Below are 17,697 nucleotides of genomic sequence, written 5' to 3'. Positions count from 1 at the left end.
TTTATGAAAAATCTAAGTAGTTTATTGGCTATAGCATGTGCTATCCTGCTTTATTCTGTAGGAGTGGTTGGAGGAGCTTTGGCACAGGAAGTAAAGGATACTTATTGGAATGTACATACCCAACTGTTACCTTTGCGCTTGCCCCCTCCTCCTGTTGGCTACAAACCAGAGTATCTTGATTTGAATCATAATGGCAGACCGGATGCCATTAAATCTATTACTCATAATGATATTCCCATATTGTGGCTGGACGATGATAATAATTTGAAAGAAGGAGATTGGGAAGGTGATATGGTGAATGACTGCTTGCTGATTGACCGCAATAAGGATGGTATTTACGGAGGCCAGGGGGATCTTATTATTGATTGGGTGGATACAAATAATGATGGAAAGGCTGATATGCAGTTTGTTATAGAGTATCCGAAAGAGCGTACAGGTGAGGTTTGGCCTAATGGGCATTATATGATAATGTTTGATTTGGATCGTGACAATATCTTCAACTATATCAACTGGAATAATTTTACTCTTCAGTGCTGGGAGCGTAGAGGATTGTCTGATTTCTATGAAGATTATAGTGGGCAGACATCATTTCTAAAAATACACACTTCTACATATGATATGAAGGATTTACGTTTTAATTGGGAGAACCCTTTTCTGTTCTATGATCCTGATAATGATAATAGGACTGAAATGGCTATTCGTTTGGTTGATTCTCCCAAAATTCACGATCCGAATTCCCCTTCCAACAGTTATGTGAATCGTCAGTTGGAAGGACGTATTGATTGGGCATCTTTAGCTGTGGACATTGATAATGATAATACTACAGGTAATGAGTTTGATTTTGATTTTACTATAGGTTTTCAGGGGGAAGGGTTTGATTATACCGATCAAATTCACCCGGTACGTAATTTACGTGGAATGCCTGAAGCAGACTGCTTTTTTATGGATTCCCGTTACCGGCAATTGACAGAACTGATTTATCCGGATCATGACGCAGCATATGATCTAATATTTAGTCGTGGCAAATGGAATCGTGTTAACTTTGTCTATGATGAGGATGATGATTGTAGTCGTTGGGAGCGTGTGGAATTTTATGATCCTAAAGATCCGTTTAAAGTAGGTTGGAATAAAGGTGGTATAGACAATAATAAGCAAAGTGATGCTGCCGGCGACCGTGGTGAATGGGATATGGATAATTCCGGAAATGCACAGTTATATATTAGTCATTTTGATGGTCGCTTACACCTTTATGGAGCAGAAAATGGTGTTTGGCGAATAGATCAGAATGCCCAATATTTTCAGGGGTGGGATCGTATGTGGATGAACTTTCAGGATCCTAAGAGTTACGCTACTGTTCTTTATAGTGACCGCGACAATAATGGTTTCTTCGATCATATAGAGTATGATCTTGATGGGGATATGGAAATGGAAACTGTGATAGATTTTAAAAATCTTGGCATTGACGATACCTGTGAGTTGATTGATATATCCAAATTCTCATATAATGATTATGTAGCGCTGGGCAAACAAGTTTCAGAAGGTATCTGGAAAAATGCGGCGCAAGCATTGCAGGTGGCACGTCAATATGGGATAAATTCTTTGTGGTATGCTAAATGGATGCATGCCTCTACAACTCGTGAAAAATATAATAGCGGTTATTGGTTGCAATTTTATTTGTATAAGGATTTGGAAAACTTGTTTATCCGGCAGGAAGATGAGGAGAAACTTTGCCTGCTGAATCAGGCTTATTATTCCGGTGATTGGTCAATACTTGCAAAGAAAGGAGCAGAGGGATTTTATTTCTTCTCAGACGATGATAAAACGGCCATTCGTTTGTCTGCTGATACCCGTTGGGGAAAGAAGATTATAGCAGATCTGAAAATGAAAGTAAAGGAAAGGCGTAAATATCCTTTGGAAGTCCCTAAAGAAGAAGGCGGGCATTTTCATGACTTTTTTTGTCCAAAACATAATCTTCAGTTTACTTTTCGCTGGAATAATCCGAAGGCTCACTATTGTTCTGCTTGCGATAAAGAATGGAGTGGAAATAAACGTTATGATTGGGCCTGGATTTATGAAGTACATATGTTGAATAAGGACTATCTTTATCAGTGCATGTACCTTTATTTGGCAACCGGGCAACCGGAATATGCCGATTATATACGTACTATGTTACTGGATTATGCCGGTAAATATTCTGGGTGGTTCGAACATAACTCTGGACGTAAGGCTACTGATCAACATAGTGGAAAAGCTTTTGCTCAGAGTTTGGACGAAGCAAATTGGGCTACTAAAGTGGCTATGGCCTATGGAACGATTAAACCTATTCTGTCAAAAAAGGAGATTGATTTTATAGAGAAAGGTTACTTGGCTCCTGCCGCTACTCTATTACTCCATCGTCCTGCAGGTGCAAATTGGCAGATGTGGCATAATAGCGGATTGGCAGCTTTAGGCATTGCTTTGGAAAATGATTCTATTGTTGATGTGGCAATTAATAGAGATAAATATGGTTATCATTTTTTAATAGATAAGCATAAAAATGATGATGGCTGGATTAACGAAGGCTCTCCTCATTACCATTATTATCCGTTAGAAGCTTTGTTGTTTACAGCCAATGCAGTAAGATGTCGTGGTATTGATCTTTTTGACTGTGACCTGCATGATATGTTTGTTGAACCTGTGAAAGGAACCTATCCGGATTTATCTTTCCCTGCACACAGCGATGGTTGGTATGGTGCTAATCTCCTTTCACAGTCAGCACTGTATGAGGTTGCCAATGCTCGTTATAATGATCCTTTTTTACAGAGAGTGCTGGAGCTGACATATGCACAGAAGAAACGTTTGGATGCAGAAGCTTTATTGAGTAACCAAAGGATAGATATTTCTGACGAGCAGTTGCTTCAGCCAAGTTATTCATTCAATACTTCAGGTTTCTGTTTGTTACGCAGTGATACGCGTACGGTGGTCTTGAAATTTGGTGGTGAGGGAATTGGGCATGGGCATCCGGATAAACTTTCCATTGCGATTCATGATGGTAAGCGTGAACTGATATCCGACTTTGGAACTTCCGGATATGGAGTACCCGATTATCTAAAATGGTATAAGCGTAGCTTATCTCATAACACTGTGACGGTGGATGCTAAAGACCAAAAAAGAAGTACAGGAAAAATTACTAAATTTATACCTCGCTCTGACGGTGGATATGCTGAGGCTGAAACGGTTACAGCCTATCCGGGAGTTAAGATGCGCCGGAGTTTGGATTTGAAAGGAAAATATTTACAAGATATATATACCTGTAATTCCGATTCTTCTCATTTATATGAATATGTTATCCTTTTTAATGAGAAGCCTGTTTTAGAAGGACATCCTTCGATGACAACATTAACTGATAGTGAAGTTCATCAACGTATTCGTCATATCAATTCCTACTCTTATTGGCCTGGGTTTACTTGTCATACTTCTTCTGCTGATGTCTGCTTAAATGTTTCTGCTGATGAAATATTGGAGATCGTGTTAGGAGAGGCTTCAGGCATACCTGCCAATCCTACAGTCAAAGATGGGCCGGGAGCAGGAGATATAGCGGTAAAATGTTGTTATCCGTTGATCATTCGCGTCAAGAGTAAGAGTATGAAGGTAGAAGCTAATTGGAGTTTTGTGCCTTAATGTTAATGTCATATAAAAACATAAATATATAATTTCATGAAAAACAAATTTTATATGCTATTGCTGGTCTCAGGTATTGGGCTGATGTCCTGCGTAGAGGGGGAATTACAAAGAGAGTATACAGACAGTGTGAATGTTTTTATAGGGACTGGCGGGCATGGGCATACATTTCCAGGTGCGACTCTGCCTCATGGAATGGTGCAGTTAAGTCCTGATACCCGTCTTATAGGTTGGGATGCTTGTTCGGGTTATTATTATGATGATACTTCCATTATAGGATTTAGCCATACACATCTTAGCGGGACTGGTATCGGTGATTATGGTGATATATTGTTTATGCCCATAGTAGGAGAGAAGCCTTTGGTTGCTGGGACAGAAGAAAAACCTGATGAAGGATATCGTTCTCGCTTTTCCCATGATAAAGAAAGCGCCCGTCCAGGATATTATCAGGTCTTACTGCAGGATGATTCGATTAATGTAGAGTTAACTGCTACTTTGCGTGCCGGGTTACATCGTTATACTTATCCCAAGGGGAGTGATGCTCGCTTGATTATTGATATGGAACCTACTATTCATGGACATCAACATCCTGTTACTCAAATAAGGGTTGTAAATGATTCCACTATAGCTGGAAAGAAATATACGAGAGGATGGGCTAAACAGCATTATGTTTATTTCTATGCTGTTTTCTCCAAATCTTTCGATTACAAATTGTATTCCGGAACGGAATACCAACCGGATAGTACCTCTGTTACTGTCAATACAGCAAAAGCTGTAATAACTTTCCGCAATCTTTCTGCTGACGGACTTGTACTCGCAAAAGTTGGTATATCAAGTGTAGATGAGGAGGGAGCAAAGCTAAATTTAGAATCTGAAATACCGGATTGGAATTTTGAAGGAGTAGTACAACAGGCAAATGTATCTTGGAATAATACATTGGGAAAGATTGATATTGAAACCTCAGACAATGATAGCCGTACTGTTTTCTATACTTCTTTGTATCATACTTTTATTCAACCAAGTTTGGCATCAGATATAGACGGTCGTTATCGTACTATGGGGCATGAAATAAAACGAGATACTTCTTACACTAATTATACAGTCTTTTCTTTATGGGATACATTTCGGGCAACCCATCCACTTTATACTATCATTACGCCAAAGCAGAATCAGGCATTTATCCGCTCTTTGCTGTGTAAATATGATGAATCGGGTATTTTGCCTAAATGGGAACTGGCATCAAATGAGACTGGAACTATGATTGGTTACCATGCTGTTTCAGTCATTGCAGATGCTATAATGAAGAAGCAATGTGATTTTGATATAAAAAAGGCTATTGAAGCATGTATACGTTCTTCGGTTTATGATACAACTAATATTACACCGATGATGAATCGTCAAATATTAAACGAAAAGGTTATGCCGATTTCTATCAAATATAAAAATGAGCTTGGGTATATACCTTGTGATAAAGCTTATGGTGCAGTCTCTCAGGGGTTGGAGTTTGCTTATAATGATTGGTTGATTGCACAAATTATGAAAGAGGATAACCAAAAAGGCATGTATGATAAGTATATGAAATTATCTAAAGCTTATCGTGAATATTTTGATCCGGAGACAAAGTTAATGCGTGGCCGTCTAAGTGATGGCAGTTGGATTACTCCTTTTGATCCCTCCTCTGTGCAACGTCCCAGCAACTATGTGGAAGGCAATGCTTGGCAATGGGCATGGTTCGTACCACAAGATGTAGATGGACTGATGGAGTTGGTTGGTGGTAAATCTGAATTTGAAGCCCATTTGGATACGTTGTTTACTAGAAGTTCCGAACTGACGGGAGACTCGGATGCTGCTGCCGATGTAACAGGTATGATAGGACAATATGCTCATGGTAATGAACCAAGCCATCATATTCCTTATCTGTATAATTATACAAATACTCCTCACAAAACACAGGCCTTGGTTGATTATATTCTTCGCACATTGTATCATAATGATCCCAATGGTTTGTCAGGCAATGAGGATGTAGGACAGATGTCAGCCTGGTATGTACTTAGCTCCATGGGATTTTATTCATTTTGTCCAGGGAAACCGGTTTACGAAATAGGCCGTCCGTTATTTGATAAAGTGACTATCCATTTGGATAATGGAAAGGACTTTGTGATTCGTGCGGAAAACAATAGTATAGAGAATAAATATGTTCGTTCGATGAAGTTAAATGGAAGGGAATTAGAAGAGCCAAGCTTCTCACATTTTGACTTGATGAAAGGGGGCGAACTTGTATTGGAAATGGAAAAATAATAAATGCGTTATGAAAAGAAGATTTTCTTTATGTATTTCAGTATTGCTTTGTATAGGAGCATATGCAGGTAGTGGTCCTACTATATATAAAAAGGGCTGGATTGATTTTAATAAGAATGGAGTGAAGGATGTTTATGAGGATCCATCGGCTCCTTTGGATGCAAGAGTACATGACTTATTGTCACAGATGTCGATAGAGGAGAAAACATGTCAGATGGCTACCTTGTATGGTTCTGGTCGTGTATTAAGGGATTCCCTACCCACAGAACAATGGAAGAATGAGATTTGGAAAGATGGTATTGCAAATATAGATGAACAAGCTAATGGTTTGGGAACATTTGGTTCTACCTTATCTTACCCTTATGTGAATAGTGTAGAAAATCGACAGGCAATCCAGCGCTGGTTTGTAGAAGAAACACGTCTTGGAATACCTGTTGATTTTACTAATGAAGGTATTCGTGGACTTTGTCATGATAGGGCAACCATGTTTCCGGCACAGTGCGGACAAGGTGCTACGTGGAATAAAGAATTGATAAGTGAAATTGCGCGCGTAACAGCAGAAGAAGCGAAAGCATTGGGATATACTAATATTTATTCTCCAATTTTGGATATCGCTCAAGACCCTCGTTGGGGGCGTGTAGTGGAATGTTACGGGGAGGATCCTTTTCTTGTAGGGGAACTTGGAAAGCGGATGATTAAAGGACTTCAGGCAGAGGGACTTGTTGCTACTCCTAAACATTTTGCAGTATATAGTGTCCCTGTGGGTGGGCGTGATGCTGGTACTCGTACAGATCCACACGTAGCGCCACGTGAGATGAGAACACTTTATTTGGAACCTTTCCGTAAAGCTTTTTGTGAAGCGGGAGCATTGGGGGTAATGAGTTCGTATAATGATTATGATGGTGAACCGATTACGGGTAGCTATCATTTTTTGACAGAAATTCTTCGTCATGAGTGGGGTTTTAAAGGCTATGTGGTCTCGGATAGTGAGGCGGTAGAGTTTCTCTATTCTAAACATAAAGTGGCTGCCGATGCTGTGGACGGAGCCGCTCAAGTGATAAATGCCGGACTGAACGTGCGTACGAATTTTTCTTTACCTGAGAATTTCATCTATCCGCTTCGTCATGCTATCAGTGAAGGGAAGATCTCTATGCAAACTATTGACAGTCGTGTTGCTGACGTATTACGTGTGAAGTTTATGATGGGATTATTTGATAATCCTTACAAAGGTGATACCAAGAAGTTGGAAAAGGTGGTACACTGCAAAGAACATCAGAATGTATCTATGAGAGCTGCTTTAGAGTCTATTGTTTTATTGAAAAATGAGAACAATATCTTACCGCTATCTAAGTCTATCAAGAAAGTTGCAGTCATTGGTCCAAATGCAGCCGAAGTTGACAATTTGATATGTCGTTATGGACCTGCTAATGCTCCGATAAAAACAGTATATCAAGGTATAAAAGACTATTTGCCGGATTCGGAGGTGCGTTATGCGAAGGGAGCTGATATTATTGATGAATATTTTCCGGAGAGTGAGCTTTACGATGTACCTCTGAATAAAACAGAAGAAACTATGATAGATGAAGCGGTTGCTTTGGCTAAAGAGTCAGACGTAGCTATTATGGTGTTAGGAGGAAACGAGAAAACTGTACGTGAAGAATATTCACGAACTAATTTGGATTTGTGTGGGCGGCAGGAGAAACTGTTGCAGGCAGTATATGCTACTGGTAAACCTGTTATTCTGGTAATGATAGATGGACGGGCTGCTACAATCAACTGGGCAGAACGTTATATTCCGGGGATTGTGCACGCTTGGTTTCCGGGTGAATTTATGGGTGATGCAATTGCGAAAGTTATTTTCGGCGATTATAATCCGGGTGGAAAGTTGGCGGTGACCTTTCCTCGTTCTGTGGGCCAGATCCCTTTTGCATTCCCGTTTAAACCGGGTTCTGATTCCAAAGGTTTTGTGCGTGTAACAGGTTCCCTTTATCCTTTTGGATATGGTTTGAGCTATACAACTTTTGATTATAGTGCTTTGAAGATAGAAAATCCGGTAATTGGTACACAAGGAAGTGTGAAACTGAGTTGCAGGGTGAAGAATACGGGCAAAATTGCCGGTGATGAGGTTGTGCAACTCTACTTGCATGACGAGGTAAGTTCCGTGACTACTTATGTGAAAGTGTTACGTGGTTTTGAACGCATCCATTTGCAACCGGGAGAGGAGAAAGTAGTTGACTTCGTGCTTACACCTCAGGATATGGGATTATGGAATAAAGATAATCATTTTATAGTAGAGCCGGGTACCTTTGCTGTAATGGTTGGCAGCTCTTCACAGGATATTCGGTTACAGGGAAAGTTTGAGGTGAAGTAAGCCCATGAGAACTGCAAAAGGTATTATCTAAAATCATATTGTTTTTTTCCGATTGATACGGCTGATATGTCTGCCTGGAATTATTTTAACACTATATTCTGTTATTAATATTATTTTAATTAGAAGTTAATACCTTTTAGGTGTCTCATTTAATATGCCGACTTTTATTTTGCGTTTAAAAAAGAGTAAAGTCTGTCTGATGAATAAAAGCGAGCAAACAGATGGTTAGTAAAAAGGCTTGAAATAAGTAAAGAGTTAAAATCTAGTAATATGAATTTGAAAAAACATGTAGTTCTATTCGCAGGAATATTTTTCTGTACTTATCTAATGGCTCAAAGGTCAAGTGAAATCTTATCAGTTTCAGCATCTGTCAATCAAGAGAAAGCTTCACTGGCTTTTGATAAAGATCAGCGTACGGTGTGGGAAGTTGATGGTAAAAATCCGAAGCTAGATCAATGGCTGATGTTTACTCTCCAAACTCCGGGAGATGTGTGTGAAATGTACCTTCAATTGCAGGGAATATCCAAGGACGAACTGAAGCAACAGATGAGTATATTTGTGACATATGACCCGATGAATTTAGGAGAACCTGTCGACTATCAGGTACAAGGTAGCGCCAGAGGGATGAGGGTAACATTTTCGCCTAAATATGGTGCCCATGTAAAACTTGTCTTTAAAGGTAATGTACGTGTGGGGCCTTTCGATATAAAAGAAGTATCAGTTTTTCTGGCTGATGAGGAACTGAAAAATCATAAAGGAGATAAAACGACATTACGTTATATGGATCCTAGACTTCCTGTAAATGAACGTGTGGAAAGCTTATTGTCTGTAATGACACCGGAAGATAAAATGGAATTGATTCGTGAAGGATGGGGGATTCCCGGAATTCCTCATTTATATGTGCCTCCCATTACGAAAGTTGAGGCTGTGCATGGTTTTTCATATGGTAGCGGAGCAACAATATTTCCACAGGCGTTGGCTATGGGGGCGACCTGGAACAAGAATCTGACGGAAAAAGTAGCAATGGCTATTGGGGAGGAAACTCTTGCGGCAGGTACCATGCAAGCCTGGTCTCCTGTGTTAGACGTAGCACAGGATGCTCGTTGGGGACGTTGTGAGGAAACCTTCGGCGAAGATCCGGTTTTGGTATCTCAAATTGGCGGAGCTTGGATTAAGGGCTATCAGTCTAAAGGGCTGTTTACAACTCCGAAACATTTTGGAGGTCATGGTGCACCTTTGGGGGGACGTGATTCGCACGATATAGGATTGTCCGAAAGAGAAATGCGTGAGGTACATTTAGTTCCTTTCCGACATGTTATTCGTAACTATTCCTGTCAGTCATTAATGATGGCTTACTCTGATTTTTTGGGGGTGCCTGTTGCTAAAAGTAAAGAACTTCTGCGTAATATTTTGCGTGAAGAATGGGGATTTGATGGTTTTGTTGTGAGTGATTGCGGTGCTATCGGTAATTTAACATCACGAAAGCATTATACTGCAAAAAACAAGATAGAAGCTGCTAATCAAGCTTTGGCTGCAGGTATTGCTACAAATTGTGGTGATACTTATAATGATAAAGAAGTGATACAAGCTGCAAAAGATGGACGCCTTGATATGGCAAATCTTGATAATGTTTGCCGTACAATGTTGCGTATGATGTTCCGTAATGAATTATTTGAAAAAGAACATAAGGAACCTTTGGATTGGAATAAGATATATCCGGGTTGGAATTCGGACAGCCATAAGGAAATTGCACGTCAATCGGCACGGGAATCTATTGTTATGTTAGAGAATAAGGATGATGTGTTGCCCTTATCCAAGCATGTGCGTACAATTGCCGTATTGGGACCCGGAGCAGACAACCTTCAGCCGGGTGATTATACTCCCAAACTTCGTCCTGGTCAGTTGAAGTCTGTTTTGACAGGTATTAAGCAGGCCGTAGGTAATCAGACGAAAATTCTCTACGAGCAGGGATGTGAATTTACCGGTTCCAATGGTGAAAACATTCCCAATGCGGTGAAAGTTGCTGCCCAGTCGGACGTAGTAGTGTTGGTTTTGGGCGATTGTTCTACCAGCGAGGCTACGACAGACGTTTATAAAACATCTGGTGAAAATCATGATTATGCAACTTTGATTCTGCCTGGCAGGCAGCAGGAACTGTTGGAAGCTGTTTGTGCAACAGGAAAGCCTGTTGTTTTAGTGCTTCAAATAGGTCGCCCTTATAACCTGACAAAAGAGTCGGAGTTATGTAAGGCTATTATTGTTAACTGGTTACCTGGGCAGGAAGGAGGGCTTGCTACGGCAGATGTACTGTTTGGTGATTACAATCCTGCCGGTCGTTTGCCAATGACTTTCCCGCGACATGTAGGACAGTTACCGCTTTATTACAACTTTAAAACTTCCGGCCGTCGTTATGAGTATTCAGATTTGGAGTATTATCCTCTTTACTATTTTGGATATGGTTTGAGTTATACCTCTTTTGAATATTCGGATTTGAAAGTGGAAGAGAGGGAGAACGGTAATATCATCGCGCACGTGAATGTGAAGAATATAGGTCATCGTGCTGGTGATGAGGTTGTTCAATTGTATGTAACAGATATGTATGCTAGTGTAAAAACACGTATTACTGAATTGAAAGACTTTACACGCGTTCATTTACGACCGGGAGAGTCCAAGAGTATTTCTTTTGAATTAACTCCTTATGAATTGTCACTACTTAATGACAACATGGACAGGGTTGTAGAGAAAGGAACATTCAAAATATTAGTTGGTGGTGTTAGTCCCCAATATATAGCTAAAGACCGTATCAAAGATAGTTTGGGATATGAGGATGCACAAAAAGGTCTATCTGTTATGTTAGAGTATAACCATGGATTTGCGGCAGACTTCGATTTGGCTTTATCCAAAGTGGAAGACAACTTGCTGGCAAAGCAGAGAACAATATGGATCTCTGTCAAGAATAATGGTACTTTAATGGATACAGGAAAGGTCGAAATGTATGTCGACGGTCGGAAAACGGGAGATAAAGTACATTATGAACTTGCTCCGGGAGAAGAAAAACTGATACCTTTTATTGTAGATAAAGACAGTAACCAATCTGTTGTATTTGCTACTAAGTATAAAGTGCTATCTATTTAGGCATATATGTGGATTTAAATGTAGTGTATTTGTGGGTTACAGGCTGAAAATAGTGATGCCTTAAGTCCAAATTAAGACCTTTATTAAGTATGTGGCTGTAAATTTGCCAGTATAAATATAAAATTATTGATTACATATGAAAAATTACCTATTTACTTTACTTGCCCTCTCATTCGTATTGGCAGGGTGTAATGGCTCGAAACAAGCTAAAACGGTTACTTTGGGACCTAATCCTTTTATTACTCACATGTATACAGCCGATCCTTCTGCTCATGTGTGGGAAGATGGACGGCTTTATGTCTATGCCTCCCATGATGTAGATCCTCCGCGGGGGTGTGATTTAATGGATCGTTACCATGTGTTTTCCACAGATGATATGGTGAATTGGACCGATCATGGAGAAATTTTGAATTCTTCGCAAGTGTCATGGGGAAGAAAGGAAGGAGGTTTTATGTGGGCACCCGATTGTGCTTATAAAGATGGAACCTATTATTATTATTTCCCCCATCCCAGTGGAACGGACTGGAACCATACTTGGAGAGTGGGAGTTGCAACCAGCAAACATCCGGCTAAGGATTTTACAGTGCATGAGGAATTTATTGAGATGATTGGCATGGAAAACGATTGTTTTGCCATGATAGATCCTTGTGTTTTCGTGGATGATGATAAACAGGCTTATTTCTATTATGGTGGTGGAGGTCGCTGTGTTGGGGCCAAAATGAAAAACAATATGATGGAACTGGCTGAGCCGTTGCGGCCGATGGAAGGTTTGAAAGATTTCCATGAAGCAGCTTGGATACATAAAAGAAACGGTATCTATTATTTGTCTTATGCTGATAATCATGCGGAAAATGGGAAAGGAGCTAACCGCCTGAATTATGCAACAAGTAATTCTCCATTGGGCCCATGGACTTATCAAGGAATTTATCTGGAGCCTACGGGTTGTGACACAAGCCATGGATCCATTGTAGAATATAAGGGAGAATGGTATGCTTTCTATCACAACAGTTCTATTTCGGGGAAAGGTAATCTACGCTCTATTTGTGTAGATAAGTTGTACTACAATCCGGATGGTACCATACAAGTGGTAGAGCAGACAAAATAGTTAGTTGGTTATCTATTATATTACAAATGAATATAAACAAAAATGTTGTTATGAAATTTATGCATTGTTTAGCTTCCGTAGTTTTAGCTTCCATGTTGGGTGCTTGCGGGGAAGTACAAAATCAAAAAATAATCGGTAGAACTCCAGTTGACTATGTAAATCCCTATATGGGAAATATCAGTCATTTGCTGGTTCCCACTTTTCCTACTATCCATTTACCGAATAGTATGCTTCGTGTTTATCCTGAACGCGCTGATTATACGACGGATCAGTTGAACGGGTTGCCTTTAATTGTGACGAGTCATCGTGGCAGTTCTGCTTTTAATTTGAGTCCTTATCAGGGGGATAGCCTTCGTCCGGTTATAGCATATAGCTATGATGATGAGAAATTGAAGCCGTATTATTATGAGGTGTTTCTTGATGATGCAGAAATTAATGTAAAATATGCACCTTCTCATCAATCTGCTCTTTATCAGGTAGAGTATGGACAACCTAATAAGCCTGCTTATATGATGATTAATTCGCAGAATGGAGCTATCAAGGCAGGTGATGGTTTTGTGAGTGGTTATCAGCAGTTGCAAAACAATACGTGTGTGTATTTGTATATTGAACCGGACATTGCACCGTTGCAAACAGGTATTTTAGTTAACGGTAAGATAGATACTTCTAAAAAAAATGCAGAAGGCCGTAACGCTTGTGCCGTTCTGCATTTTGCTGACGGAACTAAAAAGGTAAATTTGCGCTATGGTATTTCATTTATAAGTGAAGAACAGGCAAAGAAGAACCTACAACGTGAGTTACCGGACTATGATTTGCAGGCTTTGGCAGAGAAAGGTCGTCAAGTATGGAATGAAGCTTTAGGTGATATTCAGGTAGAAGGTGGTGCAGAGTCCGATAAACAGATTCTGTATACGTCACTTTATCGTGTGTTTGAACGTCCGGTTTGTATCAGTGAGGATGGACATTATTACAGTGCATTTGATGGAAAGATACATAAAGACAATGGTGAGCCTTTTTATACGGATGATTGGATTTGGGATACTTATCGTGCAGCTCATCCCTTGCGTTTGTTGATTGATGAGGAAACAGAAAAAAATGTAATTAATTCTTATTTGCTTATGGCAGAGCAGATGGGAAATATGTGGATGCCTACTTTTCCTGAGATAACAGGCGATTCCCGTCGTATGAATTCTAATCATGCGGTAGCAACTATAGCTGATGCTGCCGCTAAAGGATTGCAGTTTGATTTGAAGAAAGCCTATGAGGCTTGTCGCAAGGGGATAGAAGAAAAAACGCTGGCTCCTTGGTCAGGTGCGGCTGCTGGTTGGATAGATGATTTTTATAAGAAAAACGGATATATCCCGGCGCTTCAGGCCGGAGAAAAAGAAACAGATCCGAATGTACATCATTTTGAGAAACGTCAACCGATTGCTGTAACATTAGGTACATCTTATGACCAATGGTGTTTGTCGCGTATAGCGGATATTTTGGGAAAGAAAGAAGACATGCTTCATTATCTGAGATGTTCTTATAATTATCGTAATGTATATAATGCCGAAACTGCCTTTTTTCACCCTAAAGATAAAAATGGAAAATGGATTGAACCGTTTGATTATCGTTATTCAGGAGGTCAGGGGGCTCGTGAGTATTATGGCGAGAATAATGGCTGGGTGTATCGTTGGGATGTTCCTCATAATGTGGCTGATCTGATTGATTTAATGGGTGGTAATGAGCTGTTTATTGCTAATTTGGATCAAACTTTTCGTGAACCGCTGGGACGTGGGAAATATTCTTTTTATGCTCAGTTGCCCGACCATACAGGTAATGTAGGACAGTTCTCGATGGCTAATGAGCCCTCACTGCATATCCCTTATCTGTATAATTATGCCGGTCAACCATGGAAGGCTCAAAAACGTATTCGTCAAATGCTGAAAACTTGGTTCCGTAATGACCTGATGGGAGTTCCGGGAGATGAGGATGGTGGCGGAATGTCTGCTTTTGTCGTTTTTTCTTCTTTAGGTTTCTATCCGGTAACTCCGGGATTTCCTGCTTATAATATTGGCAGCCCGTTATTTACTGAGGCTAAAGTGACATTGAACAATGGGAAAGTATTTGAGATAGAGGCACAAAATGCATCTGATGAAAATAAATATATTCAGTCGGCAACGCTGAATGGTAAAGAGTGGAATAAGCCTTGGTTTAGTCATGATGATATAAAAGATGGAGGGAAGCTAATATTGATAATGGGTAACAGACCTAATAAGTCATGGGGTAGTGCTAATGATGCGGTACCGCCATCAGCTGAGAAATTATAAATTGGAGTAGTTGGCTGTATTATATGATTTCTATCTTCTGTGTAGATAGAACTATAAGTAACAAATAAAACATCATGAAAACACTTAAAAAGGTTCTTTTTATAGGTTTAATGGCTTTTATCGTTTGTTTAGCAAGAACGGTTCAAGCCCAAGAACTTTATAAAAATGAGAAAGCACCAATCCATGAGCGTATTATGGATCTCCTGTCGCGTTTAACAGTTGAGGAAAAGATAAGTTTGCTGCGTGCCACTTCACCGGGCATTTCTCGTTTGGATATTCCAAAATACTATCATGGCAATGAAGCGCTTCATGGGGTAGTCCGTCCTGGTAGATTTACGGTTTTCCCACAAGCTATCGGGTTGGCTGCAACCTGGAATCCTGTATTGCAAAAACAAGTGGCTACTGTTATTTCTGATGAAGCGCGTGCCCGTTGGAATGAACTGGATCAAGGACGTGAACAAAACAGTCAGTTCAGTGATTTACTCACTTTCTGGTCTCCTACGGTAAACATGGCGCGTGATCCACGTTGGGGGCGTACTCCGGAAACTTATGGTGAAGACCCTTATTTGAGTGGTATTATGGGAACTGCTTTTGTGAAAGGGTTGCAAGGAAATGACAGTCGTTATTTGAAGATTGTGTCAACTCCTAAGCATTTTGCTGCCAATAATGAAGAGCATAACCGCTTTGTATGTAATCCGCAAATATCAGAAAAGCAATTACGCGAGTACTATCTTCCGGCTTTCGAAGCATGTGTTAAGGAAGGAAAATCAGCATCTATTATGTCTGCCTATAATGCTTTGAATGATGTACCTTGTACGTTGAATGCTTGGTTGTTGACCAAAGTATTACGTGAAGATTGGGGGTTCAAAGGATATGTGGTCTCTGACTGTGGAGGCCCTGCTTTGTTGGTTAATGCTCATAAGTATGTGAAAACAAAGGAAGCTGCCGCTACTTTGTCTATAAAGGCCGGACTGGATTTAGAATGTGGTGATGATGTGTATGATGCGCCGTTATTAAATGCTTACCGACAATACATGGTTACTGATGCCGACATAGACTCGGCTGCTTATCGTGTGTTGAGGGCACGTATGCAGTTAGGACTATTTGATAGCGGGGAAAACAATCCTTATACCAAGATATCTCCCAAAGTGATAGGCTCTAAGGAACATCAAAAGGTAGCGTTAGATGCTGCTCGTGAATGTATCGTACTACTAAAAAATCAGAACAAGATGTTACCGCTTGATGCTAAGAAAATTAAATCCATTGCAGTGGTGGGCATTAATGCAGGACGCAGTGAGTTCGGTGATTATAGTGGGCTACCGGTCATTGCTCCGGTTTCTATTTTGCAGGGTATCAAGGATAGGGTAGGTGATACTGTAAAGGTTGTATATGCTCCGTGGAAATCAGCAGTAGATGGTATGGAACTCATTCAGGGAGCTAGTTTCCCTGAGGGGTTGAAAGCAGAGTATTTTGATAACACGAATTTGCAAGGTATTCCAAAAGTAAGGAAAGAGGAATGGATTAATTTTGAACCTGCTAATCAGGCACCGGATCCCTTCCTGCCCAAATCCCCTTTGTCTGTTCGCTGGACGGGTAAATTGCGTCCTACGGTTACGGGGCAATACACTTTTAGTTTTTTGTCCGATGATGGATGTCGTTTGAGTATTGATGATAAAATGTTGATTGATGCATGGCAGGGACATGCAATCCGTACAGATACGGCAACTATTTATTTAGAAGCAGGAAGAGATTATCGGTTGAAAGCTGAATATTACGATAATCGTGACTATGCTGTTGCCAAATTACAATGGAAAGTTCCGCAAATTGGTAAAAAGACTCGTTTGGATTTGTACGGTGAAGCAGGAAGAGTAGTACGTGAATGTGAGAAAGTTGTGGCTGTATTGGGCATTAATAAGGCGATAGAACGTGAAGGACAGGACAGATCTGACATTCAACTTCCAGCAGATCAGCGGGAGTTTTTGAAGGAAATCTATAAGGTAAATCCTAATATTGTAGTTGTATTGGTTGCTGGTAGTTCATTATCAATTAATTGGATGGATGAACATATACCTGCTATCATCAATGCATGGTATCCTGGTGAGAGTGGAGGGAAGGCGGTAGCAGAAGTTCTCTTTGGCGATTATAATCCGGGTGGTCGTTTGCCGTTGACTTATTATAGAAGTTTAGATGAGCTTCCTCCATTTGATGATTATGATATTACTAAAGGGCGCACTTATCAGTACTTTAAGGGTAACGTACTTTATCCTTTCGGTTACGGGTTGAGTTATACCTCATTTAAATATTCCGATTTGCAAGTAACCGATGGCAACCAAGAAGTAAATGTTTCATTTTGTCTAAAGAATGTGGGAAAATATGCTGGTGATGAGGTTGCGCAGATTTATGTGAAACTTCCGGAAAGAGATAAGATAATGCCTATAAAGGAACTTAAAGGCTTTGAGCGTATCTCGCTGAAAAGAGGGGAAAGTCGCAAAGTGACCATTCGATTAAAGAAAGATCTGCTTCGTTATTGGGATGAAGAGAAAGAATGCTTTGTACACCCTTCTGGAGACTATACTATTATGATAGGTGCTTCTTCTGCTGATATTCGTCTACAAAAGGTTTCTTCTATAACTCAAAAGTCTGGCAATTAGATCTTTCATACGAAGCTGATAAAAAATCCCGTCCTGCTTTCACAAGTAAGACGGGAAAACGACAAAATTTATAATAGCCTCTTTAAGAGGACTATACAAGTATATAAAGAAAATAAAATCATACTATGAGGAAACTAAAAAAGCCCTCGACTTGTTAATATA

General features: G+C 40.1%; 7 protein-coding genes. All 7 read left to right on the top strand.

Annotation, left to right across the window (positions count from 1 at the left end; all coding sequences use genetic code 11):
* Nucleotides 1-3 precede the first annotated feature (3 nt).
* The 7 genes from NQ546_RS13320 to NQ546_RS13290 all read left to right on the top strand — a co-directional run bounded on the left by NQ546_RS13320 (nt 4) and on the right by NQ546_RS13290 (nt 17,535).
* Nucleotides 4-3,660: a heparinase II/III domain-containing protein gene (locus NQ546_RS13320; RefSeq protein ID WP_004290603.1), complete on the top strand. Its 3,657-nt coding sequence runs from the start codon at nt 4-6 to the stop codon at nt 3,658-3,660.
* Between the two features lie 36 nt (nt 3,661-3,696).
* Nucleotides 3,697-5,958: a GH92 family glycosyl hydrolase gene (locus tag NQ546_RS13315; RefSeq protein WP_004290604.1), complete on the top strand. Its 2,262-nt coding sequence runs from the start codon at nt 3,697-3,699 to the stop codon at nt 5,956-5,958.
* Nucleotides 5,959-5,968: 10 nt separating this feature from the next.
* Nucleotides 5,969-8,329, top strand: coding sequence for a glycoside hydrolase family 3 N-terminal domain-containing protein (locus NQ546_RS13310; protein ID WP_004290605.1), 2,361 nt, complete (start codon nt 5,969-5,971; stop codon nt 8,327-8,329).
* A 270-nt stretch (nt 8,330-8,599) separates the two neighbouring features.
* Nucleotides 8,600-11,464, top strand: coding sequence for a glycoside hydrolase family 3 C-terminal domain-containing protein (locus tag NQ546_RS13305; protein ID WP_004290606.1), 2,865 nt, complete (start codon nt 8,600-8,602; stop codon nt 11,462-11,464).
* 136 nt (nt 11,465-11,600) lie between these two features.
* Complete coding sequence (locus tag NQ546_RS13300) at nt 11,601-12,569, top strand: family 43 glycosylhydrolase (RefSeq protein WP_004290607.1); 969 nt, start codon at nt 11,601-11,603, stop codon at nt 12,567-12,569.
* A gap of 50 nt (nt 12,570-12,619) precedes the next feature.
* On the top strand, nt 12,620-14,884 hold the full coding sequence (locus NQ546_RS13295; protein WP_081446772.1) for a GH92 family glycosyl hydrolase: 2,265 nt from the start codon (nt 12,620-12,622) through the stop codon (nt 14,882-14,884).
* A 74-nt stretch (nt 14,885-14,958) separates the two neighbouring features.
* The gene (locus NQ546_RS13290) at nt 14,959-17,535 is read left to right on the top strand and encodes a glycoside hydrolase family 3 C-terminal domain-containing protein (protein WP_004290609.1); all 2,577 of its coding nucleotides are present in this window, start codon (nt 14,959-14,961) and stop codon (nt 17,533-17,535) included.
* Nucleotides 17,536-17,697: the final 162 nt, after the last annotated feature.

This window comes from Bacteroides eggerthii (genome assembly GCF_025146565.1).
In the GTDB taxonomy this organism is placed as follows: Bacteria; Bacteroidota; Bacteroidia; order Bacteroidales; family Bacteroidaceae; genus Bacteroides; species Bacteroides eggerthii.
The sequence above is the reverse complement of the archived record's forward strand: the minus strand, read 5'-3'. Positions and strand labels throughout refer to the sequence as shown.